28 protein-coding genes are annotated in these 17841 nt (G+C 71.2%); 1 reads left to right on the top strand and 27 read right to left on the bottom strand.

What is annotated here, in order from left to right; translation table 11 throughout:
- Positions 1 to 116 precede the first annotated feature (116 nt).
- From JL475_RS24230 to JL475_RS24330, 21 genes are all read right to left on the bottom strand, one after another.
- Positions 117 to 563, bottom strand: coding sequence for a hypothetical protein (locus JL475_RS24230; RefSeq protein ID WP_202280033.1), 447 nt, complete (start codon positions 561 to 563; stop codon positions 117 to 119).
- A gap of 15 nt (positions 564 to 578) precedes the next feature.
- Complete coding sequence (locus JL475_RS24235) at positions 579 to 1106, bottom strand: hypothetical protein (protein ID WP_202280034.1); 528 nt, start codon at positions 1104 to 1106, stop codon at positions 579 to 581.
- A 3-nt stretch (positions 1107 to 1109) separates the two neighbouring features.
- Positions 1110 to 1604 (bottom strand): hypothetical protein, encoded by a 495-nt coding sequence (locus JL475_RS24240; RefSeq protein ID WP_202280035.1) that lies wholly within the window; start codon positions 1602 to 1604, stop codon positions 1110 to 1112.
- Position 1605: 1 nt separating this feature from the next.
- On the bottom strand, positions 1606 to 1809 hold the full coding sequence (locus JL475_RS24245) for a hypothetical protein (protein WP_202280036.1): 204 nt from the start codon (positions 1807 to 1809) through the stop codon (positions 1606 to 1608).
- A gap of 14 nt (positions 1810 to 1823) precedes the next feature.
- Complete coding sequence (locus JL475_RS24250; protein ID WP_202280037.1) at positions 1824 to 2276, bottom strand: hypothetical protein; 453 nt, start codon at positions 2274 to 2276, stop codon at positions 1824 to 1826.
- A complete protein-coding gene (locus JL475_RS24255) occupies positions 2277 to 3104 on the bottom strand; it encodes a hypothetical protein (protein WP_202280038.1) in 828 nt (275 codons plus the stop codon).
- A gap of 10 nt (positions 3105 to 3114) precedes the next feature.
- Positions 3115 to 3780 (bottom strand): hypothetical protein, encoded by a 666-nt coding sequence (locus tag JL475_RS24260; protein WP_202280039.1) that lies wholly within the window; start codon positions 3778 to 3780, stop codon positions 3115 to 3117.
- A 77-nt stretch (positions 3781 to 3857) separates the two neighbouring features.
- Complete coding sequence (locus tag JL475_RS24265) at positions 3858 to 5105, bottom strand: phage major capsid protein (RefSeq protein WP_202280040.1); 1248 nt, start codon at positions 5103 to 5105, stop codon at positions 3858 to 3860.
- Between the two features lie 68 nt (positions 5106 to 5173).
- The gene (locus JL475_RS24270; RefSeq protein ID WP_202280041.1) at positions 5174 to 6421 is read right to left on the bottom strand and encodes an HK97 family phage prohead protease; all 1248 of its coding nucleotides are present in this window, start codon (positions 6419 to 6421) and stop codon (positions 5174 to 5176) included.
- The gene (locus JL475_RS24275) at positions 6421 to 7737 is read right to left on the bottom strand and encodes a phage portal protein (RefSeq protein WP_202280042.1); all 1317 of its coding nucleotides are present in this window, start codon (positions 7735 to 7737) and stop codon (positions 6421 to 6423) included. The genes JL475_RS24270 and JL475_RS24275 overlap by 1 nt, the downstream gene beginning before the upstream one ends.
- Positions 7734 to 7958 (bottom strand): hypothetical protein, encoded by a 225-nt coding sequence (locus JL475_RS24280; protein ID WP_202280043.1) that lies wholly within the window; start codon positions 7956 to 7958, stop codon positions 7734 to 7736. The genes JL475_RS24275 and JL475_RS24280 overlap by 4 nt, the downstream gene beginning before the upstream one ends.
- Positions 7955 to 9541 carry a terminase gene (locus tag JL475_RS24285; protein ID WP_237408117.1) on the bottom strand — a complete coding sequence of 529 codons (1587 nt, stop codon included), beginning with the start codon at positions 9539 to 9541 and terminating at the stop codon, positions 7955 to 7957. The genes JL475_RS24280 and JL475_RS24285 overlap by 4 nt, the downstream gene beginning before the upstream one ends.
- Entirely contained in the window at positions 9504 to 9794 is a 291-nt protein-coding gene (locus JL475_RS24290) for a hypothetical protein (RefSeq protein WP_202280044.1), read from the bottom strand. Before JL475_RS24290 ends, JL475_RS24285 begins: the two co-directional genes overlap by 38 nt.
- Before the next feature lie 283 nt (positions 9795 to 10077).
- Complete coding sequence (locus tag JL475_RS24295; RefSeq protein WP_202280045.1) at positions 10078 to 10530, bottom strand: hypothetical protein; 453 nt, start codon at positions 10528 to 10530, stop codon at positions 10078 to 10080.
- A 6-nt stretch (positions 10531 to 10536) separates the two neighbouring features.
- On the bottom strand, positions 10537 to 10884 hold the full coding sequence (locus JL475_RS24300) for a hypothetical protein (protein ID WP_202280046.1): 348 nt from the start codon (positions 10882 to 10884) through the stop codon (positions 10537 to 10539).
- A complete protein-coding gene (locus tag JL475_RS24305; RefSeq protein ID WP_202280047.1) occupies positions 10881 to 11234 on the bottom strand; it encodes a hypothetical protein in 354 nt (117 codons plus the stop codon). Before JL475_RS24305 ends, JL475_RS24300 begins: the two co-directional genes overlap by 4 nt.
- Before the next feature lie 2 nt (positions 11235 to 11236).
- Positions 11237 to 11488, bottom strand: coding sequence for a hypothetical protein (locus tag JL475_RS24310; RefSeq protein WP_202280048.1), 252 nt, complete (start codon positions 11486 to 11488; stop codon positions 11237 to 11239).
- Positions 11482 to 11739, bottom strand: coding sequence for a hypothetical protein (locus JL475_RS24315; RefSeq protein WP_202280049.1), 258 nt, complete (start codon positions 11737 to 11739; stop codon positions 11482 to 11484). The genes JL475_RS24310 and JL475_RS24315 overlap by 7 nt, the downstream gene beginning before the upstream one ends.
- Positions 11733 to 12017 (bottom strand): HNH endonuclease, encoded by a 285-nt coding sequence (locus tag JL475_RS24320; protein ID WP_202280050.1) that lies wholly within the window; start codon positions 12015 to 12017, stop codon positions 11733 to 11735. Before JL475_RS24320 ends, JL475_RS24315 begins: the two co-directional genes overlap by 7 nt.
- Positions 12018 to 12036: 19 nt before the next feature.
- Positions 12037 to 12399, bottom strand: coding sequence for a hypothetical protein (locus JL475_RS24325; protein WP_202280051.1), 363 nt, complete (start codon positions 12397 to 12399; stop codon positions 12037 to 12039).
- A gap of 90 nt (positions 12400 to 12489) precedes the next feature.
- Complete coding sequence (locus tag JL475_RS24330; RefSeq protein ID WP_202280052.1) at positions 12490 to 12750, bottom strand: MerR family transcriptional regulator; 261 nt, start codon at positions 12748 to 12750, stop codon at positions 12490 to 12492.
- 154 nt (positions 12751 to 12904) lie between these two features.
- Here JL475_RS24330 and JL475_RS24335 point away from each other — a divergent pair, with 154 nt between their 5' ends.
- A complete protein-coding gene (locus JL475_RS24335) occupies positions 12905 to 13534 on the top strand; it encodes a hypothetical protein (protein ID WP_202280053.1) in 630 nt (209 codons plus the stop codon).
- Between the two features lie 60 nt (positions 13535 to 13594).
- Here JL475_RS24335 and JL475_RS24340 read toward each other — a convergent pair whose 3' ends face one another.
- The 6 genes from JL475_RS24340 to JL475_RS24365 form a co-directional block, all read right to left on the bottom strand.
- On the bottom strand, positions 13595 to 13753 hold the full coding sequence (locus JL475_RS24340; RefSeq protein ID WP_202280054.1) for a hypothetical protein: 159 nt from the start codon (positions 13751 to 13753) through the stop codon (positions 13595 to 13597).
- An 88-nt stretch (positions 13754 to 13841) separates the two neighbouring features.
- Positions 13842 to 14663, bottom strand: a complete 822-nt coding sequence (locus tag JL475_RS24345) for a hypothetical protein (RefSeq protein WP_202280055.1) — start codon at positions 14661 to 14663, stop codon at positions 13842 to 13844.
- Positions 14660 to 15241, bottom strand: coding sequence for a hypothetical protein (locus tag JL475_RS24350; RefSeq protein WP_202280056.1), 582 nt, complete (start codon positions 15239 to 15241; stop codon positions 14660 to 14662). The genes JL475_RS24345 and JL475_RS24350 overlap by 4 nt, the downstream gene beginning before the upstream one ends.
- Entirely contained in the window at positions 15238 to 15630 is a 393-nt protein-coding gene (locus JL475_RS24355) for a hypothetical protein (RefSeq protein ID WP_202280057.1), read from the bottom strand. The genes JL475_RS24350 and JL475_RS24355 overlap by 4 nt, the downstream gene beginning before the upstream one ends.
- Positions 15631 to 15809: 179 nt before the next feature.
- A complete protein-coding gene (locus JL475_RS24360; protein ID WP_237408119.1) occupies positions 15810 to 16247 on the bottom strand; it encodes a hypothetical protein in 438 nt (145 codons plus the stop codon).
- Entirely contained in the window at positions 16244 to 17782 is a 1539-nt protein-coding gene (locus JL475_RS24365) for a DUF2637 domain-containing protein (RefSeq protein WP_202280058.1), read from the bottom strand. The genes JL475_RS24360 and JL475_RS24365 overlap by 4 nt, the downstream gene beginning before the upstream one ends.
- Between the last annotated feature and the right edge of the window lie 59 nt (positions 17783 to 17841).

The raw sequence follows: 17841 nt of genomic DNA on the forward strand, positions 1-17841 counted from the left end.
TGCGACGTGTTGGTCGAGCCATGCGACCAGGCGCAGGAACCGCTCGACGGACAGCCGGTCGTACTCCGACGGCTGCATGTGCAGGTAGTGGAAGAACAGCGGCTCGTAACTCTGGATCAGGCCGCGGATTCCTTCGCGTGGCGCGTCAAGTGGCCTTTTCCCAGCTCGTCGAGGGCGGCGTCGACCTCGGCGGGATCGTCGGCGAGCTTCCGCAGGTGCGGAGTCACAGCGTCGATCATGCTGTCCTCGCTCTTGGAGAGCGCCTCAGTCATGATGTTGGTCAGGGCATCGGCGATCTCGTCACGCGTGAGGCGTGCCTTGAGGCGCCGGCGCCAGCCGGGCACGTCGACGTCGGCGAACTTCAGCCCGGACTGCTCACGCCGGCGGAACGCCCACACGATCGCGCGCAGCGCGGTGGGGTCCTGCGCCTGCAGCCGCGCCTCGATGGCCCGCCACGGGACATCGTCCATGGCCTCCTCGATGGCGGCGGCCTCGAGCGCCGACAGGTCGTCGGTGTCCATCCGCTCGGCCGTGCCGTCGTCCTGCGTGTACGTGACGATCATGTCTGTTCCTTGTCTTCATTCGAGGTCCCGGCGGACGTCGCCGAGGACGCGTTCGACTTCGGCACGCATCCGCGGCACACCGGCGGCGGTGGTCCGCGCCCACCACCCCGACGGCCGCGCCCACTGGGTGGCCCATCTCCTCCTGTTGCCGAACACGGGGTGACGGACCCTGCCGCTGTTGATGACCCATGGCATGTTCCGGACGTCCCGCGGCAGGCGGCTGCGGTCCATCCAGACGCGGGCGCCGGGGCTGGCGCCCTGGCGGACGCTGATCCGCACCCCGCCGGCGAGGGTGGCGCGCAGCGGTCGGGTGGTGGGCGAGGGGCCGCCGCGTCCCATGCGGCCGTCCCTGTTCCGCTTGCGGCCCTCGGAGGTGATGGGCTGGGTGCGGATGGCCTGCTGCAGATCGCGCTGCAGCGGCTCGGCGGCCCGCCGGATGCGGCGGGCCATGTTCTGGCGGAGTCGTGGGCCGCCCGCCGCACGCATGCGGCGGGACAGCGTCACGAGCTGCCCGGTGCCGAGGATCTGTACCGAGCTGGGCATGGGTCAGCCGCCAGCCGCAACGGGGATGGTGACGTTCTCCGCAGGCTCGGACGTGATGGAGAACTGGGCCATGATCTGCGCTGCGGCGTCCATTTCCCTGACCTTGGCCTGCGTGGTGACCTGCACCGGGTAGACGTCCATCGTCTGCTCGGGCTCGTCGCCTTCGTCCATCCACACGATGAAGCCGCGCGCCTCGCGTACCAGCAGGCTGCGGACGTCGTCGCCGTCCTTGCTCGCCCAGAAGGTGAGAGAGCTGTCCGCGGCCGTGATTTCACCCGGCACGGTCGGCGTGTAGCGGCTGCCGAGGGCAGCCGTCGGCACGGTGGCGGACGTGGTCTGCCAGCCGGACATCGCGCCGGTCTCGCCTTCCAGCGCCGTGCCCGCGTCCAGCTCCGCCCGCGTCGGGGCCTTCTTGTTCGCGATCGTCGGCACCCACAGCACCGTCGTGGTACCGCGCCGGTAGTACCGCACCGACGGGTTGATCGGAGTTGCCACCATCTCAGTTCTCTCCTTCAGCCTCAGTCCGCCGGCGGCCCTTCGCCGCGGCCGTCGTCTCGACCGGGGCGGCCAGGGCGTCCACGGCCGGGGCTCCCACGACCTGGCCGTCCACGCGCTTCCACCCCGACCGCTCGTAGTGCCGGACCGAGATCTCCGGGACCTCGATCTCCTGCTCAACCTGGGAGTGCCTCATCCGCACGCTCACCGCGCGGCTCCTCTCTATGTGAAGGCGCGGCCGGCCACCGTCAGCAGCAGCACGGCCGACGCGCCTTGATCGGTCTGATCCGGCAGCCACCGCATGGTCTGGACGGCCGCCTCGAGCTCGCGCAGGCCCATGCTTGGATCGGCCTGCAGCCACGCCTCGACGCGGGCGCCGATCTCGGAAGCGCGCGCACGGGCGGCCGCGATGTCGGTGTCGCCCCGGTTGGCGATCGCGGCCACGGTGACCGCGAACTGTTCCTCGCGGCGAGTGCCGAAGCCCGAGGGCTCGCTGGTGGACTGGGCGGACTCCGATTCGCCGGACGGGTCGCCGTCGAATCCGATGACCAGCCAGTTTGGCGCCGTGGACTCGGTGACCTCGGGTCCGTCCGCTACCGCGACGTCCTTGAGGCCGGGGTCCGCCTTGCCCAACTGCACGAGGGTGTTGATCACTTCGGGGACTCTGGAACCCATCTATGCCAGTCCTGGTCCTTGGTCGTCCGGGTTGAGCATCTGCTTGGCCCGGTGGGGGATCGCGTAGCCGAGGCCGGGGATCGGCTCGGTCACGCTGTAGTCGTCGCGGGCGCCAGGCAACCCGCCGCTGCGGGACCGCCGTTGGGTCGTCCATAGGTGCTGCAGGATGATCCGCGCGGCGCCGCTGATGTTCTCGGCGACGATCGGGCGGCCTGCGCGGTAGGTGACGCGCAGCGGGCCGTGCAGCAGCCCGCCGCCCTTGCGGGTGGCGATGCCGGCCGGACTGTTCACGTTCAGGCCGTCCGGGTCGTAGGAGGTGCCGCCGTCGCGCAGTGGCTCGACCGCGGTCACCTCGAGCACGGGCGCCCGGCGCAGGGCGAGCGCCTCGACCATGCCGACGGCGTGGTCCTCGGTCACCGTGCGGACGACGACCGGGCCCGTGAAGTACTCGACCGCGGTCGTCGTCGCGTTGTTCCAGAACCTGAGCTCGTCGTCCTCGCGGGTGTCGGTGAGGCTGAGGTTCAGGTGTTCCTTGGCGTCCCGCAGGGACAGGATCGCCGGCGTCTGCTCGGGCCGTACGTCGAGGACGTCGGTGTAGGCGTGCGCCGGGCCGGTGAACTGCCAGCGCACCGTGTGCCGTCCGGGCACGGTGGTCACGTAGTCGGCGTGGTAGGTGCCCACCGGGGTGGCCTCCGACGCGGGCGGGGTGGCCGTGGTCCCGTCCGGGAGCGTGACCGTCACGGTCACGGCGTCCGCGGTGACGGCGGCTCCGCCCGCGTCGCGGCACTGTGCGATCAGGCGCGCGGTCGCGCCGAGGTCGTACGTCACCGCCTCGTCCTCACCAGCTGCGGGTCTCGGGCGTCTCGGCCCGGCCGCCGCCGCGTGAGGCGTCGGCGGCCTTCTCCGCTCCGCCGTGCCCGGTCCCGGCCGCCGTGTCCCGTGCCCGGGCAGTCTCGAGGACCTGGTCGCGGTTCTTGGCGATGCCGGAGCGGTTCTGGCCGGCGGCCTCGGCGTCCAGCACGCGCAGTGCCTCCTGTTCTCCCACGCCGCTCAGGTAGGCGAGGACCTCGCGGTTGCTGTGCTCGTTGGGGTCGAACAGCACCTCGGCGTCCTCCTGGTCGTCGGCCGGGCCCTGGTTCTCGAGGTCCGTCACGTCCGCCGGCTCCGGGTCCGGTGCCTCCGTTGCCGGAGCCGCGGGGAGCCGTACGGTGACCGTCCAGCGGGACCAGGTCAGGCTGTTGTCTTCGCCGTCCGGCGGGCTGGTCTCCTCGACGACGGCGTCGAGGACCTCGAGCTCCTGGCCGTCCTTGTCCACGATCCGCGGCACGCGGTCGCCGCCGCCGACCGGCGCCGGGCCGCTGCCGGCGGCGGCGTCGTCGGCGAGGACGGCGCGCTGCCCGTCCGCCCACGCGGCCGCCGCTTCCTCGCTCACTTCGACGACGTCGCCGGGCGCCCACGAGAAGTCGGCCCCGGCGATCGCCTCAAGCACTTTGATCCGCGCCATCGCGACGCGCTCCTTTCTACGAAGCCCCTACGGGCCCGGGCACACCGTGGTGGCCCGGACCCATACGAGCCAGCGGGTCAGGCCCCGGGGTGCTGGTACAGGCGGATCGCGGCCGAGTCCTGGATCCCGCCGTCCATGCGCGCGAAGCCGAGGAACGCAACCTGCAGGAACTCGGCGTACCGCTCGACCAGGCGCAGCGTCTGCACGGCCTGGACCTGGCGGATGACGTAGCCGGCCTTGAAGTCGCCGAACGCGATCGTCTTGTTCCCGGCGCCGGGCTGCGGCATCGAGTTGTCGAGGTGGTACGGGAAGCCGTTGATCGTGGCCGGGAAACCGGGCGCGGGGATCGGGACCCAGATCGGGCGCTGCTGGCCGTCCTTCAGCTTCCTGATCACCTTCAGCGACTGGTCGTGCAGCAGGTACCGGCCATTGGCCCGGTAGGCGCTGTCGACGCTGTGCTCGAGGTCGATCATGTCGTCGTAGACGATCGACGTGGTCTGGCCGGCCGCGCCGGTCTTGCCGACCACCGCGCCGGTGGTCAGGCCCTGGGGCTCATCCGCACCAGTGCCGGTGGTGAACGCGCGCGCGGCACGCCGACCGATGCGCTCGCCGAGCTTCTTCGGCACCCACTGATCGAGGTTGAATGCCGAGTCCTGCAGGAGCGCCATCGACAGCTTGACCTGCTTGGAGCTGAAGATGTGCGACTTCAGCGTCTTTCCGCCCAGCTCCAGGTCCTGCTCGCCAGCGGGCTGGTTCTCACCGAGGAGCTCGCCCTCGTTGGCCGTGTCGTCGTTGGTCGGCCACTTCAGGTCCGCGCCCGTCGACGTGGTGATGACCTCAGCCAGACCGAGCAGGCCGCCGAAGGCCTTCATCGTCTCGGTCATCAGGTTGCGGAACTCATCCGGAACGGTAAACCCACCGGCCGTGTCGATGCCCGCACCCATCGCCCGCAGGTCGACCTGGTGGTCCATCATCAGGTTCCGCTGGTCCGGGCTGAGCCGGTCCATGCCGCCACGCAGGTAGATCCCGAACGCCTCGTTGTAGCGGCGGGTCTGCTCCTCGGCGTCGCCGCCGCGGCGGTCGCCTTCGGGCTCACCGGTGGTGGACACGATCTGGCTGCGGTCGACCTGCGACAGCTGCGCCATGCGGTTGAGGCGCTCGATGTCCCCGGAGACGACGGTGAGCCGCTCCTCGGCCTGGTCCCAGTTGGTCCGCTCCTCGGCGGTCAGGTCCCGGTTCTCGGTCTCGGCTGCGGCCTGGATGTCCTGCATCCGCTTCCACAGCGTGTTCTGCTCGTCGATGAGCCGCCTGAGCTGCACGCTCATGCTCTCAGTCCTTTCAGGCATGGCAGAGACCCCACACGGTGGGTGCGGGGCCTCCGGGTGAGTACGGGTTACGCGCGGGGCGAGGCCAGTCCGTAGCGGGCGGCCAGGCCCTTCAAGCGGAGTCGGCGGACGTCGAGGTCGCTCCGAGTGGTCTCTGCCGGCTCGGGGGCGTCCGGGGCCGTCGCGGGCTCCGGTGTGCTGGACTCGCGAGTGGACTCACCCGGCTCGCTGCCAACTGCCTTCAGTTCTGGTGCCTTGATCCCGGCGTCCTTCAGATGCCGAGCCAGGTGCTTGTAGACCGCCTGGCGGTCGTCGTCGGGGATCGTGGTCCCGCCGCGGCCACCGTTGAGGACACCGATCGCGGTGGTGCAGGCGACGGTCGAGGCGGCGCCGACGTTGCCGTCCGTGTCCACGAAGTGGTGGATGAACCGGTACGACGACTTGGTGTCGGCGTCGCCGTCGGGGTCCACCCAGGCGTGCGCCTGCCGCAGCGCCGACTCCTCGCTAGGAAGGTCGGAAGAGTTGGCCGGGCCGTCCCAGGACGCGTCGGAGGTGTCGGTGGAGTGCACGGCCAGCGCACCGCGCTGCTCGCACGCCTGCCCGCCCTGCGCCCGCTGCCCGGCCGGACCGTGGGCGCCGTCACCGGAGGCGCCGGCGCCGACCAGCTGCAGCAGGTCCCGCAGCTCCGGCCGGAACTGGGCGCGCTGCTCGATCGCCGCCTGGTCACCGCGCTGCACGAGCGCAGAGGCCACGCTGGCGAGCTCGGCCTCCGTGTCCTCGTAGGCGGGAAAGGTGACGGCGCTGACCTCGATGAGGCGGACCTCGAGGATCCGCCGCACCTCCACCTCGGCGGTCTGCCCGTCGGACGTCTCGATGGTCTCCGTCGACCACTGGTCCTTCAGGACGTAGAACCCGAAGGACATCCCGGTGATGTTGCCGTTCTTGACGTTCGCCTTCAGGTCGTTGACGTACGACAGGGCCGGGTCCAGCGCCGAGTCGACCGGCAGCCCCATGGCGTCCTCTGCCAGGGACAGCGTGCCGGCCGACACTCGGGAGACCACGTAGTACGAATCGTGGTCGACCAGGAACCGGGCGTCGCCCTCCTGCAGGGTCTTGGTGAACGCGCCCGGCGCGATCTCCTCGTAGAACCCCCAGCGCAGCGGGTTGCCGATTGCCGTGCGGCTGTTGAACTTCGCGGCGTACCCACGGAACCGCTCATCACCGGTGTCGCCCTCGATGGCCCGGATCACCACGTCTGCCGACGTGAGAGGCAGACGGCGGCGCTCCTCGGTCGTCGTCCTCGTCAGAGTCCTCATCAGGTGCTCTCCTCGATCTCGTCGGGGGTCTGCATCAGCCGCTGCGCCTCCGCTATCAGCGCAGCAGCCCGCGCCCGGTTCGAGCCCGCCGCCGGCTGTTCCCCGTCCGGTGCGAGCGGGTTGGAGCCGAGCGGGGCCATGTACATCGGCTGCAGGTAGACGTCGCCGCCCTTGCCCTCCGGCAGAGGCGGCAGCTCCTCCAGCGCGCGAATGTCGTCTGCCGAGAAACCCCCGACGTCGCGCATCGCCCGGTAGAACGTGGCCCGGGCCGCCGAGTCGCCGCGCAGCAGCCCGCCCATCTGGTAGTTCGCGTACTCCGTCGGCGGCAGCAGCTCCTTGGTCACCCGCTGCTCGGTCGGTGTCAGCCAGGTCGGGTTCAGATCGAACGTGACCCAGCCCTGGGCCTGCTGCTCCAACCCGGTGCCCCACGACGTGGACTTCTCGGTGGACATCAGCAGGAACGGCGGCACCCCGAACATGCGGGCGATCTCCAGCACCTGGAACTGCCGGGACTCGAGGAACTGAGCATCGGTGTTCGGCATCGCCACGGGCTTGTACGAGGCCCCCGAGTCCAGGACGGCGATCTCGTGGCTGTTGTGGACGCCGGACATCTTGGCCTTCCACCGCTCCTTCAACCGGGCAGCCTGGTCCGGGTCCAGGCGCTGCTCGGTCTGCAGCACACCGCCGATCATGTTGCCGGAGCCGAACAGCCGGGCCGCCGACTTCTCCGCAGCCTGCGCCAGCCCGATGCCCTGCATCGCCAGCCGCACCGGCGAGCACCCCGTCAGCCCGTCATACCCCAGCCCGGGGATGTGCAGGATCTCGTACGGCGTCAGCACGTGCCGCACGCCCCAGTCGTCCGTGACGTCGAACAACTTGCCCGACGGGTTGGCCTCGCTGGGCTTGACCCGGTCGACGTGCACACGGTCCGCGGACAGCGGCCACAGCTCCCGGACCTGCTTCGCGCCGTCGCGCACCTTCTGGATGTAGGTGTTCCCCCACAGCACCCGGTACGTGTACGCGAACCGCCACAACTCCACCGGCGTCAGGTCCGGGTGCGGGTTCTTCAACAGCTCGGACCGGACCTTCTCCCTCGTCCCGTCCTTGTACGCCGGCAGCGGCAGCGCCGCCGACACCCCCGCGATCAGCGACACCGCCCGGTAGACCGGCGACGCCCGCAGCGCCGTCGTCTCCGACACCGCCACCCCCGCGTCCGACTGCGCCCCGCCGAGGAACTCGGCCAGCGCCTGGGAGGTGAGCGGCTGCGCCGGACTCTCCAGCCCCCGCTTGTCGAACAGCCCGAACAGCCCCCTCACGAGCCCTCACCTCCCGCCGTGTCCGCCGCCCGCCGGCCACCACGCCGGTCCGCCAGCGCCCGCTCACACGCCACCACGCCCAGCACACCGGCCACGACCAGAGCACCCCGCACGCTCCACAGCGCCAGCCCAGCAAGCGCGACCAGCACGAACAGCACTTCCAGCACCACCAGCACCACCAGCACACGGCCGCCACCGGCGTCGCCCGGTTCCTTCTTCACCACAGGTTCGGTGCCCCTTCCGGCTCGTCGTCGTGGTGCTGCTCCCAGCCCCACAGCGCGTAGGTCGACGAGACCAGGGGGCTCACGTCCACCCCGTCACTGCGGCGCGTCCACGCCCACGCGTCACCCAGGTCGCGCTTCTTCGCCCCGCTCAGGGACGTCGCCAGCGGCGCCTGGTCCAGGTGCTGCAGGCTCTGGTCCTGCACACGGTCGTAGAAGGCGCCGCAGGCCTGCGCGATCTCCCGCACCTTGGGCGCCACCACCAGGTGGTCACGGCCCCGCTCGGCGAGCCGCTTGCGCAGCGGAGCCGCCAGCGAGCCGGCCGGGCCGCCCTCGTCGATCACCCACACGCACGGCTCCCACCGCTCGTCCAGCTCTACGGCCCGCTCCACGACCCAGTCCGTACCGGGTCGGTGGTCCACGACCTCAACGTGCCGACGCTCACCCGCGGCCCCGGCCGCGCTGATCGCCGACCACGTCCGCTCCGGGTTGGTGTCGATGGCGAACGCCACCGGGTCCGACGGCTGCGACCCAGGCACCTTCAGCGCCCGCCACGCCGCCTCCGCGATGACCTGCCACGTCTCCTCTGCCTGCGCCGGGTACTCACCCACGCCGAGCCGCTCACGGTCGAACAAGTCCGGCCGCATGGTGGCCAGCTCGCGCCGTACGGCCTGCTCACGGATGCGGATGCCCAGCGCCGGGTTGACCCGCTGCCAGGTCCTGACGTCCTCACGGTCGTCGTGCTCCTCGCACACCATCCGCCCGTCCTCGTCCCGCGGGCACTCCCGCGTGTGCAGTACGGCTGACCACTCGAGGTAGGCCAGGGACTCGTCCGGCTCCGGCGTGTCCGCCAGCGCCCGGGCCCGCAGCAGCGCCAGCTGCTCGCTCTCCTGGCCGATGCCGGCGCTGCAGGTGTAGAGGATCTGCGGGTTGAACCGTGCGGACATCACCGGCAGCAGCGCGCCGATCGGTGCCGCGCGCAGCGACATGGCCTCGTCCATGACCAGCAGGTCGCTGGAGAACCCACGCCCTGAGCTGCCGGAGCGCGCGAGGAACCTGATCCTCGCGCCGTTGAGGAACTCGAAGCCCTCTTCACCGTGGGAGCGGATGACGCGCTTCACGCGGCGGCTGAGCGCGTAGGAGCCCTCGATCAGCTGGTCCAGCCGGCGGAAGCTCTCCTGGGCCGTCTTGAACTCGTGGGCGGTGTGGATGACCAGCTTGTCGCCGAACAGCATGACGCCGGCGATCTGCCGGGCCTCGAGGAATCCGCCCTTGCCGTTCTGCCGGGTGACGTTCTGTACGACCTCGAACGAGGTCCACCGGCCGTCCTCGTCCTCGGCGAGGCTGTGGTGCAGGCCGAGTTGCTGCCACGGGTCCAGCATCAGGCCGGAGTCAGCGGCGAGTTCGACGGCCATCTGCCCGGCAGGGGAGCGGAACTCGAGCGCGGCCTGGTCCTCGACGCCGGACCAGCGCCCTGTGTCGATGCGCCGGTAGTGCGGGGTGGAGATGATCCGCGGTGTCTGGCAGCCGATCCGCACGCTTCCGCTACGCGGTGTGGCGGGGACGGCGAGCAGCGAGTTCATCGATCTTGTCCCCCCTGTCCTTCAGGGGCGCCAGTCCTCGCACTGTGTGCATGGCCTGACGCAGCTCACGCGCAGCGGAGGCCGCTTCCTTGGGGTCGGTGGCCGAGTCGAGTTCCTTGGCGAGCCGGATGGCGGCGGCGGCCGCGGCGTTCGATTCGGGGGAGACGCCAAGGTCAGCGAGTTCGGACTTCGTGGCTTTAGTGACCGCTCCGGCGCGAAGGGTCCGGCGCTTCGGGGCGTCGTCCATGATCACCCCCGAACGATCGGAATCACGCAGAGTGACACAAGTGGATCATGACGGAGAGTGACGGCCAAGTGAAGATGATCATGGTCGCTAATGGGGTCGAACTCGGTTCGCGGTGATTAGCGATCGGCTCGGGGAGAGAGACGGGCGACAAGGGCTTTTGGGTCGCCCGCTCCTTCGCTGAACTCTTGATCCACTCTCCCCCGCCGGCCTGTCGAGCCGCCATGATCACCAGCGCTGCCGAGCCGTCGGACCGGCGCTGAGCGTCGCGCTCCGTGACGGTCGCCGACCCTCACCAGTCCCGGGACGCCTGGGCGTGCCCCTCGCCCGCCCTCTGCCCGGGGGCGCTCCGTCGGTAGCTCCGATACCAGCGGGTCACGACGCGCTCCATCGCGGGCGAACGCATCGCTCGAACGCGGTCGCGCACGAGTTGCTCGCCTGGGTCGACGGTGATGATCTGGGCCTGCAGGCGTCGGTAGCGGGCCAGCCAGGTGGCGCTGGGCATGGTGTGGATGAGGTAGACGTCGACCTCATCCAGGTGCTTCACGGCCTCGTCGATCGCGGCGTAGCGGGCGCGGAGCGCGACCTTGGATGCGATCGGGTCGTGGTTCCACTGTGGGGCGCCGGGGGCGGTGAGGGCCTGGGTGATGCGGTCCAGGTCGATGACGATGTCGCGGGCTGTGGCGCGTGCGGCGATCCAGGAGCTCTTGCCTCCGGCCGGCGGGCCGGTGACGACGTACAGCACGCTGTGTCACCTCCGGGCGAGCTGGGCCACCTCGCTCATGGGGACCTCGACGTACTCGGGCGTGAGCGTGGGTTCCGGCGCCCTGCCGAACCACACCTCGGTCACGTCCTGGCCGTCGACCGTCTCGATGCGGACGGGGTTGTGGCTGGTCTCGATCTCCACCACGGTGACGTCCTGCTCGATCTTCGGCAGCAGGTAGGTGCGGACCAGCGCGACGAGGGGGAAGTCGACGGCGTTGTAGTCGATGCCGTTGGCCTCGCAGTAGTCCAGCCAGTCGTCCGGGTCGGCGCCGTCGTTGAAGCCCCACTTCGAGAGCAGACAGCTGCTGAACAGCGTGAGGCGGGGTTCGCTCACGGTCGCTGCTCCTCGGGTCGGTAGACGTCGATGCCGTCGATGCCGGCGAGCACGAGGACCTCGACGTCGGGGATGCGGCTGCGGAGGCGATCGGCCACGGCGAGCTGCTGGGCGCGCGGGGCGTCGTGGCGCAGGCGGATGAGGACGGTGTCGCCAGGACGGATGACGGCGCTGGTGCCGGGCAGCGTGGCGGCGGCCTGTGCGGGCGTGCACTCGGCGACATGGGAGGCGATGTTCCGTGCGGCGTACCGTCGGCCTTCCTCGGCGCCGCCGACGCTGCCGTACGAGCCGCAGCCGTCGCACTGCCAGGAGCGGCCGTCGTCTGCGAAGTAGGCGATGGGCTGTTCCACGATCACCATCTCCGTGGGTGTGGTGCGGGCCGGCCAATGCAGGTCCAGTTGTGCCGTCGCAGGAAGCGGCAGGCGAGCCGGCCGGGGACGCGGGCGGCGGTGCTGCGGGGATCGTCGAGGACGTCGCGGATCCAGCGTTCGATGCCGGTGGCGCCGGGACGGTACCAGCGCATGATGTGGGGCTGCCGCGTGCGCAGTGCGGTGATGATGCGGGCCTGCAGCGTGGCAAGGTCCTGGTCGTGCTTGCTCAGCATCGCCGTCTCCTCGGGTGGTCTCGTCGTCCCCGGCAGGTGACGTTGTGCCAGCGGAAGAGCCGGCAGGCGATGCGGCGCGGTACGACGTAGACGAACTCGCGGGGCTCGCCGATGAGGAAGCGCAGCCAGTACTCGGCGCCGGTGGCCGTGTAGCTGTACTCGTACCAGCGGGGCGGCGGCGGCTGACGAGACTGCAGCCGGGCGCGGGGATCGTCGCTATACAGGGGGCCGAGATCGACCACGGTCACCATCTCCTCGATGCTCGGGCCTGGGGCTGGGTGGTGCGGTTGCCTCGGGCTGAGTTGCAGCGGCGGTGTGCACTGCGGGCGTTGGCGGGGTCGAGGAGGTCGCCGCCGCGCGACAATGGGGTGGCGTGGTCGAGGGTGAAGGCCCAGGAGCTGCGTTGTGCGGCGTAGCCGGTGAGGCTGTAGTCGATCTCGCGGCCACAGATCCAGCAGGGCATGAGGAGTGCGCGCTGCTGGATGGTGAGGCGGCGGTAGGGGCGCCCGTTGCGGGGGTTGCCGGCCACGGGCGCCACCTCCCGGGGGTCAGGGCTGGGCGGTCTCGGCCTCGTCGATGAGGTCCTGCAGGGCGTCGCGGCCGGCCTGGTTGGACTGCTCGAGGCCTTCCATGTAGCGGTCGGTCCATTCGTCCTCGGGCAGGCCTTCGCACTCTGCGGGCTCGGTGTCGCTGTCGGCCTCGGGGTCGAAGTCGGCGGGCCTGTCGCTGATGGTGTCTGCCCAGGCGTCGACGCATGCCTGCCGGGCCTCGGCAGGGTCGATGGTCGCCGCCGGCGGCTGCGGGGCCGTCGTGGCGGCCGCGGGCTTGTCGTCGCTGCTGTCGTTGCTGCAGCCGGCGGTGAGGGCCGCGAGAGCGAGCAGGGCGGCGGCGAGTGCTGTACGGGTGCGCATGGTCCCCCCAAGGACGGTCTGATGCTGACGGGGGCATCATCCGTCGCGTATGGGGACGGTGGGGCGGTGTGGCCGTGTTGTGACCTCGGGTCAGGCGGCGATGCGCTGGGCGGCGGCCGCGTTCTGCCGGGCGCGGCGTTCGGCGGCGGCGATCTGGGCCTGGCTGTAGATGCGCCGGCCGTGCTCGTCGGTGGCGGCCGCGGTGCGGTCGAGGTGGCCGCGGCGTTCCCAGGAGTAGATGGTCTGGGGGTTGCGGCGGGTGAAGGCGGCGGCCTGGGCGATGGTGAACCAGATGGTGCCGTCGGCGTCTTCGCGGCCGTGCGCGGCTTCGCGGTCGTCGGGGTGGGGCATGGTCACCCCCTCTGGAACGCGAAACCCCCGCACGGGGCGGGGGTTGGTGTGGCGTGTGGGCACAAGTGTGCTGCTGGCACCGGATTATGCAGTGCTGATCGACTACGTGTCCAGCGAGCAGCGCCGTGCGCCGGGTGGTCCGTAGGCTGCGGACATGAGCGTGATCGACTGGGGAGACATACCGACGTGGGTGGGAGCCGTGTTCGCGGCGGGGGCGGCCGGGGCCGCTGTGTGGACGCTGGCGAGTCAGCGGGCGCAGATCAGGGAGCAGCGCCAGTTCATCGCTGAGCAGACGTCGTTCATGGCGGAGCAGCGGCAGAACCTCGAGCTGGAGCGCGCCGAGCTGCGCGCGGCCGCGGAGGAGCGAAGAGAGGCGCAGGCCCGCCAGGTCCGTATGTACCAGCGCATGCTCGGCGGGCAGGACGATGGCTTGGGAGGCCTTACCGGCGGGCCTGATCACTGGGCTGTGACTGTGCAGAACCCCAGCGACGCCCCCATACATCAGCTCGAAGTACGGTTCGGCACCGCCTACATGGCGTCCGATGCGTGGGAGTGGCCGGCGTTTGAGCCGTCACGGCGAGGGGCTACCGTCGGCGATCGCCTGGCCATGCCGGTGTACCTGCTTGGGCCTGGTAGAGCAGTGCGGTTCGCTTCCCAGAGCTGGCCCGCTGCGACTGTCCACAACAACAGGCCGGTGCTGTTCTTCACCGACGACAACGGGCTGCGCTGGCAGCTCGACTCGTACGGGAAGCTCGAGGAGGCGCCTGCCGAGCCCGGGGCGTAGCGGGGCCCCGCCGCGACAGGGGATTGCACGGCGGGGCCCGGTCTCAGTGTGGCAGGGGGTCTACTTGTCCGCCCGCTCCACGGTGATCTCGACCTTCTCCTGCTCGCGCTGCTGCTGCGTCGGCTTGAAGTAGCCGCCGCGGCTCGCCTGGTAGGTCGTCTCGTGGCCCTGCAGCCGTTCATCGTCGGCCTTGAGGGGCTTGGGGAATCCGAGTGCCATGATGGCGCTCTCCTGTCTCGTGTTCGGGATGGGTGGACCGGGGCGAGCCGCGCTCTACTTGGCGGTTGGGAGCGGCTCGCCCCGGGGCTTAGGACTGGTCCACGCGGTGGTGCCGGTGGGCGTCAGCAAGGTCGAAGATCCTGTAACCGCCGGTCTGGGTGCGCTCGACGCGCACCCCCTTCTCCGTGGTGGGCTCCTCGGCGTTGTTGTTGTCGTTGTTGGTGGCCTGACCTGCGGCAACAACGGCAGCGTCCTCGGGGCGCGGGGCGAGAGCGGGGTGGACCGCCGAGCCGCCCTTCACGCCGGTCGACGTGCCGCGACCCTTCATCCGCACCGGCTCGACGGGGACCTGCCACTTCTCCAGCGCCTCCCGGACACGCTCCGGGGTGGTGCCGATGTCGGCGGCCAGGGCGGCGATGTGGGCGTGCGGGGTGCCGACCCGGGCGAGGGAGGTCCTCAGGTTCGGGAGGATGGGCAGTGGCGGCTCGGCGGCAGGCTCCGGCTGCTCTTCGGCGGCCTCGGCCGGGTGGCCGTCGGCGGGCTGCGGGGCGTCCGTGGCGGGCTTCTTCGGCTCCCAGTCGTCCTGGCCGCACCGGTACGCGGCGACCACCCAGACGCCGGCCGCGCCCCACATCAGCCACGGGGCGGCGCCGGAGTCGATGCGGACGTACACGCCGATGGCCACGGCCGTAACGATCTTCCGGAGGATTGCGGCGGCGGCCAGGAGGACGGCCAGGCGCAGCAGCCAGGAGATGCCCGAGGCCTCCCCCAGCCAGCCGGTGGCCCGGCGCCAGATGCGGCGGCCGCGGTCGATCGCCTGCGCCGCGAGGTGGACGGCGAGCCGGCCGGATCCGGTGGAGATGCGCTGCCCGGCCTGCCGGATCCACTGCATCGTCGTCGGGGCGCTCATGCGATCTCGCCCTTGGCGATGCCGTTGATCGCCCACGCGCCGAGTCCGTTGGCGCCCTCGACGATCTGCTGAGCGACGAGGGCGGCGGTTCCGGTGGACACGCACAGGAGGACGCCGATGAGGACGCCCTTCCACCACTTGCCCTTGACGGCCTTGGCGATGGACTTGCGCAGCAGGAACAGGGAGACCGCGAGGGCAGCGACGACGATGGCGCCGTAGCCGTCGATACGGGGGGTGGCCGCGGTGCCGAGGGTCTGGCTCGGGGCGCCGGTGAGCCACTCCATGGCGACGTCCCCGACGCTGTTGCCGCCCCAGCGCAGGAAGCCGGCGAGGGTGCCCAGCAGTCCGGCGGGGCAGGCGATCATCAGGATCCCGCAGACGATGCCGAAGCCGAGCGGGAGCAGGGCCTTCGGGTCTCGGGCGGCACCCCTGCCGTCGTCGCCCTTGCCCTTCCCTCCGCCCTTCCCGCCCTTGTGCCAGCGCCACAGCTCGACACCGAGCAGGGCCAGGCCGAGGGCGAACCCCGCGGTGCTGATGGTGGTGGTCGTGTACTGGCCGGCGGCCAGGGTGACGTTCATGCGGGCTTCACTCCGGTCAGTGCGTAGACGAGCGTGGTGATCGGGAGGGCGAGGACGGTGCCGATGACCGCGGCCCACAGCAGGAGGCGGACGATCGCGGCGCGCCACTTCGGTGCCCACAGGTCGGGGTCGGCGCCGGCGGCCTCGGCGCGGCGGGCGTTGTCGAGGAAGCCGAGGACGGTCAGGGGGATGAGGGCCATGACCCAGGCCCCGGCCAGGGACTCCTCGTCGCGGACGGAGGCGAGGACGGCCGCCCACGGCCCGGCCAGGGTGAGCGACAGGGCGGCGAGCGCTGCGTTGTAGCCGATCCGGATCCGCTGCCACCAGCGCGGACCGGGCTCCGGAGCCGCAGGGATCAGCGATCCGCCCTGGTCAACGGTGACGGTCACGTAGACATCGACCGGGACCGGTGGCGGCGGTCCGGACGGTCCGGGCCCGGACCGCCACCAGTCCGGGCCCGGGTGCGGCACGGCCGGGGGCGGGGGCGGCGAAGGGGGCGGTGCAGCCGGTGCGGGCAGCGTCTCTCCTGCGGGGATCACCCGGGTTGGGGTGATCGGGCGGCGCTCGCTCACAGAGCCACCCCCGCACAGCCCAGCGCGACGACAGCGGCAGATGCCCACGCGGTGCCGATCAGGACCCGGCCGTCGTCGTACGCCCGGAGCGCGGCGGCGAGCGCGGCCAGCGCGACGGCGATACCGAGCGGCGGGAAGGCGACCATCGCGACCAGGAGGAGGCCGGGCAGGCTGACGGTGACGCCGAGCCCGGCCAGCAAGGCGAGGATCCAGCCGCGGCGGTGCAGGAGCCAGGCGGTGGCGATGCCGGGGACGAGGCCGACGAGGGCCAGGGCGAACAGCATGAGGGGTTCCTCGGGTGAGATGGCGGGCGGCGGGGAGGTCTCCGGCACCAACGGCGGTGGCTCCTGGTGGCCGAAGGGGCGGGCGCCGAGGCGGTGGAGGTAATGGCGGGCGCGCAGTTCGTCCGCTGCTATGCCGGCGGGCGCCGTCATCGGTCGGCCCTCTCCGTGTTCTTGGCGCGGGCGTACAGGTCCCGGGCGGTGACGAGGCGGTCGTACGCTGCGGCCTGCTTCAAGCCGAACTCGGCCTGGACGTCCGCGAGGGAAACGCACTTCGGGTCGTCGGCTTCGACCATGCGCAGCAGCAACTGCTGTACTTCGGCTGCCTTCTTCTTCGTGCGGGCGTTGGGGGCGGGCGAGGCCGAACCCGAAGTCGGGGCCGAAGCCGTTGCGGCCTTCGAGTCCGGGCCCGAAGCCGAAGCGGCCGTGCCCTCCGAACCCGAAGCCGGAGCCGAAGCCGAACCCGAAGTGGTGACCTCGGCGACGAGGCGCTGGGCCCGTGCCCGTGCCTCCTCCTCGCGCTGCAGGCGGTCCTCCTCGGCCTGCTGCTCGCGGGCCCGGCGGTCGGCTTCGGCCTGCAGGAGGGCCTCCTCGGCAGCTCGGCGCTGCCGGTTCAGCTTCGCTTCGGCTTCGGCTTCCTGCTGCTCGAGGGCGACCGCGGCCAGCTTCGCTTCGGTTTCGGCTACCAGCAGCCGGACCGCTTCGGCTTCGGCCAGCCGCTTCGCTTCGACTTCGATCCGGGCCACCTCGGCCGCCGCTTCGGCTTCGGCTCGGGCGCGGGCTTCGGCTGCTTCGGCTTCGGCAGCCTTGATACGCCGGTTCGCTTCGGCTTCGGCTGCTTCGGCTTCAGTGCGGCGCTTCGCTTCGGCTTCGGCTTCGGCCCGGGTGCGGGCTTCGGTTTCGCGTTGCTCCTTCTCCTCGGCAAGCCGGCGGGCCTCCTCCTCGGGGAGCTTGATGGCCTCGCTGATGCTGAGCCCGTCCTTGGTTGCCAGCCGGATCACGAGGAGCTGGTCCGCGGGCGCCTTCCGCCGCCAGGCGCGGCCATACCTACGGCGCAGCTGCGCGACGTAGACGCGGCGCTCGCGTTCCAGCTTCAGCACGGCGTCCCAGGTGCGGATCTCCCACAGCCGCTGCCGGCGCCACAGCACGAACGTCCCGACGGGGTTGAGGAACCAGCGGGCCGCCTTCGGGCCTTCCAGGTACTTGTCGGCCGTGATGTCGGCGATCCGGCCGATCGCGTGCCGGGCCGCCTCGACAGCGATGACGAACAGGACGGGGATGACAGCGTGCATGCTGACGCCGATGGGGTCGGGCCAGGCGGTGGCCGCGTTGAACGCGATGGTGGCGGCGGTGAGTAGCCACGCGCCCTGCCGCAGGAGCGGGTAGGGCATCCGCAGCCAGGTCAGCAGCAGGTCCAGGGCGAGGAAGACGCCGATACCGACGTCGACGCCGATGGTGAAGACGTGGGCGAACTTCCCGAAGCCCTTCTGGGCGGCCAGGGCGGTGACGGCGTGGTAGGAGCCGGCGAAGCCGATACCGGCGATGGCGATGGCGCCGACGGCGACGACGCCGATGAGGATCTTGTGGGAGCGGGTCAGGGTGATGGCGGGCTGCCCCGACGCGGTGGGCGCGAGGGGGCCGCCCGTAGTGGGGCGGTGCGGCTCGATGCCGGCGGTCGGGGTGCTCATCGGGATGGTGGTCCTTCCACTGAGGAGAGAGGGGTCGGTCCCCCACGTGCTGGGGGCAT

Source organism: Streptomyces sp. M2CJ-2 (assembly GCF_016757295.1).
Lineage (GTDB): Bacteria > Actinomycetota > Actinomycetes > Streptomycetales > Streptomycetaceae > Streptomyces.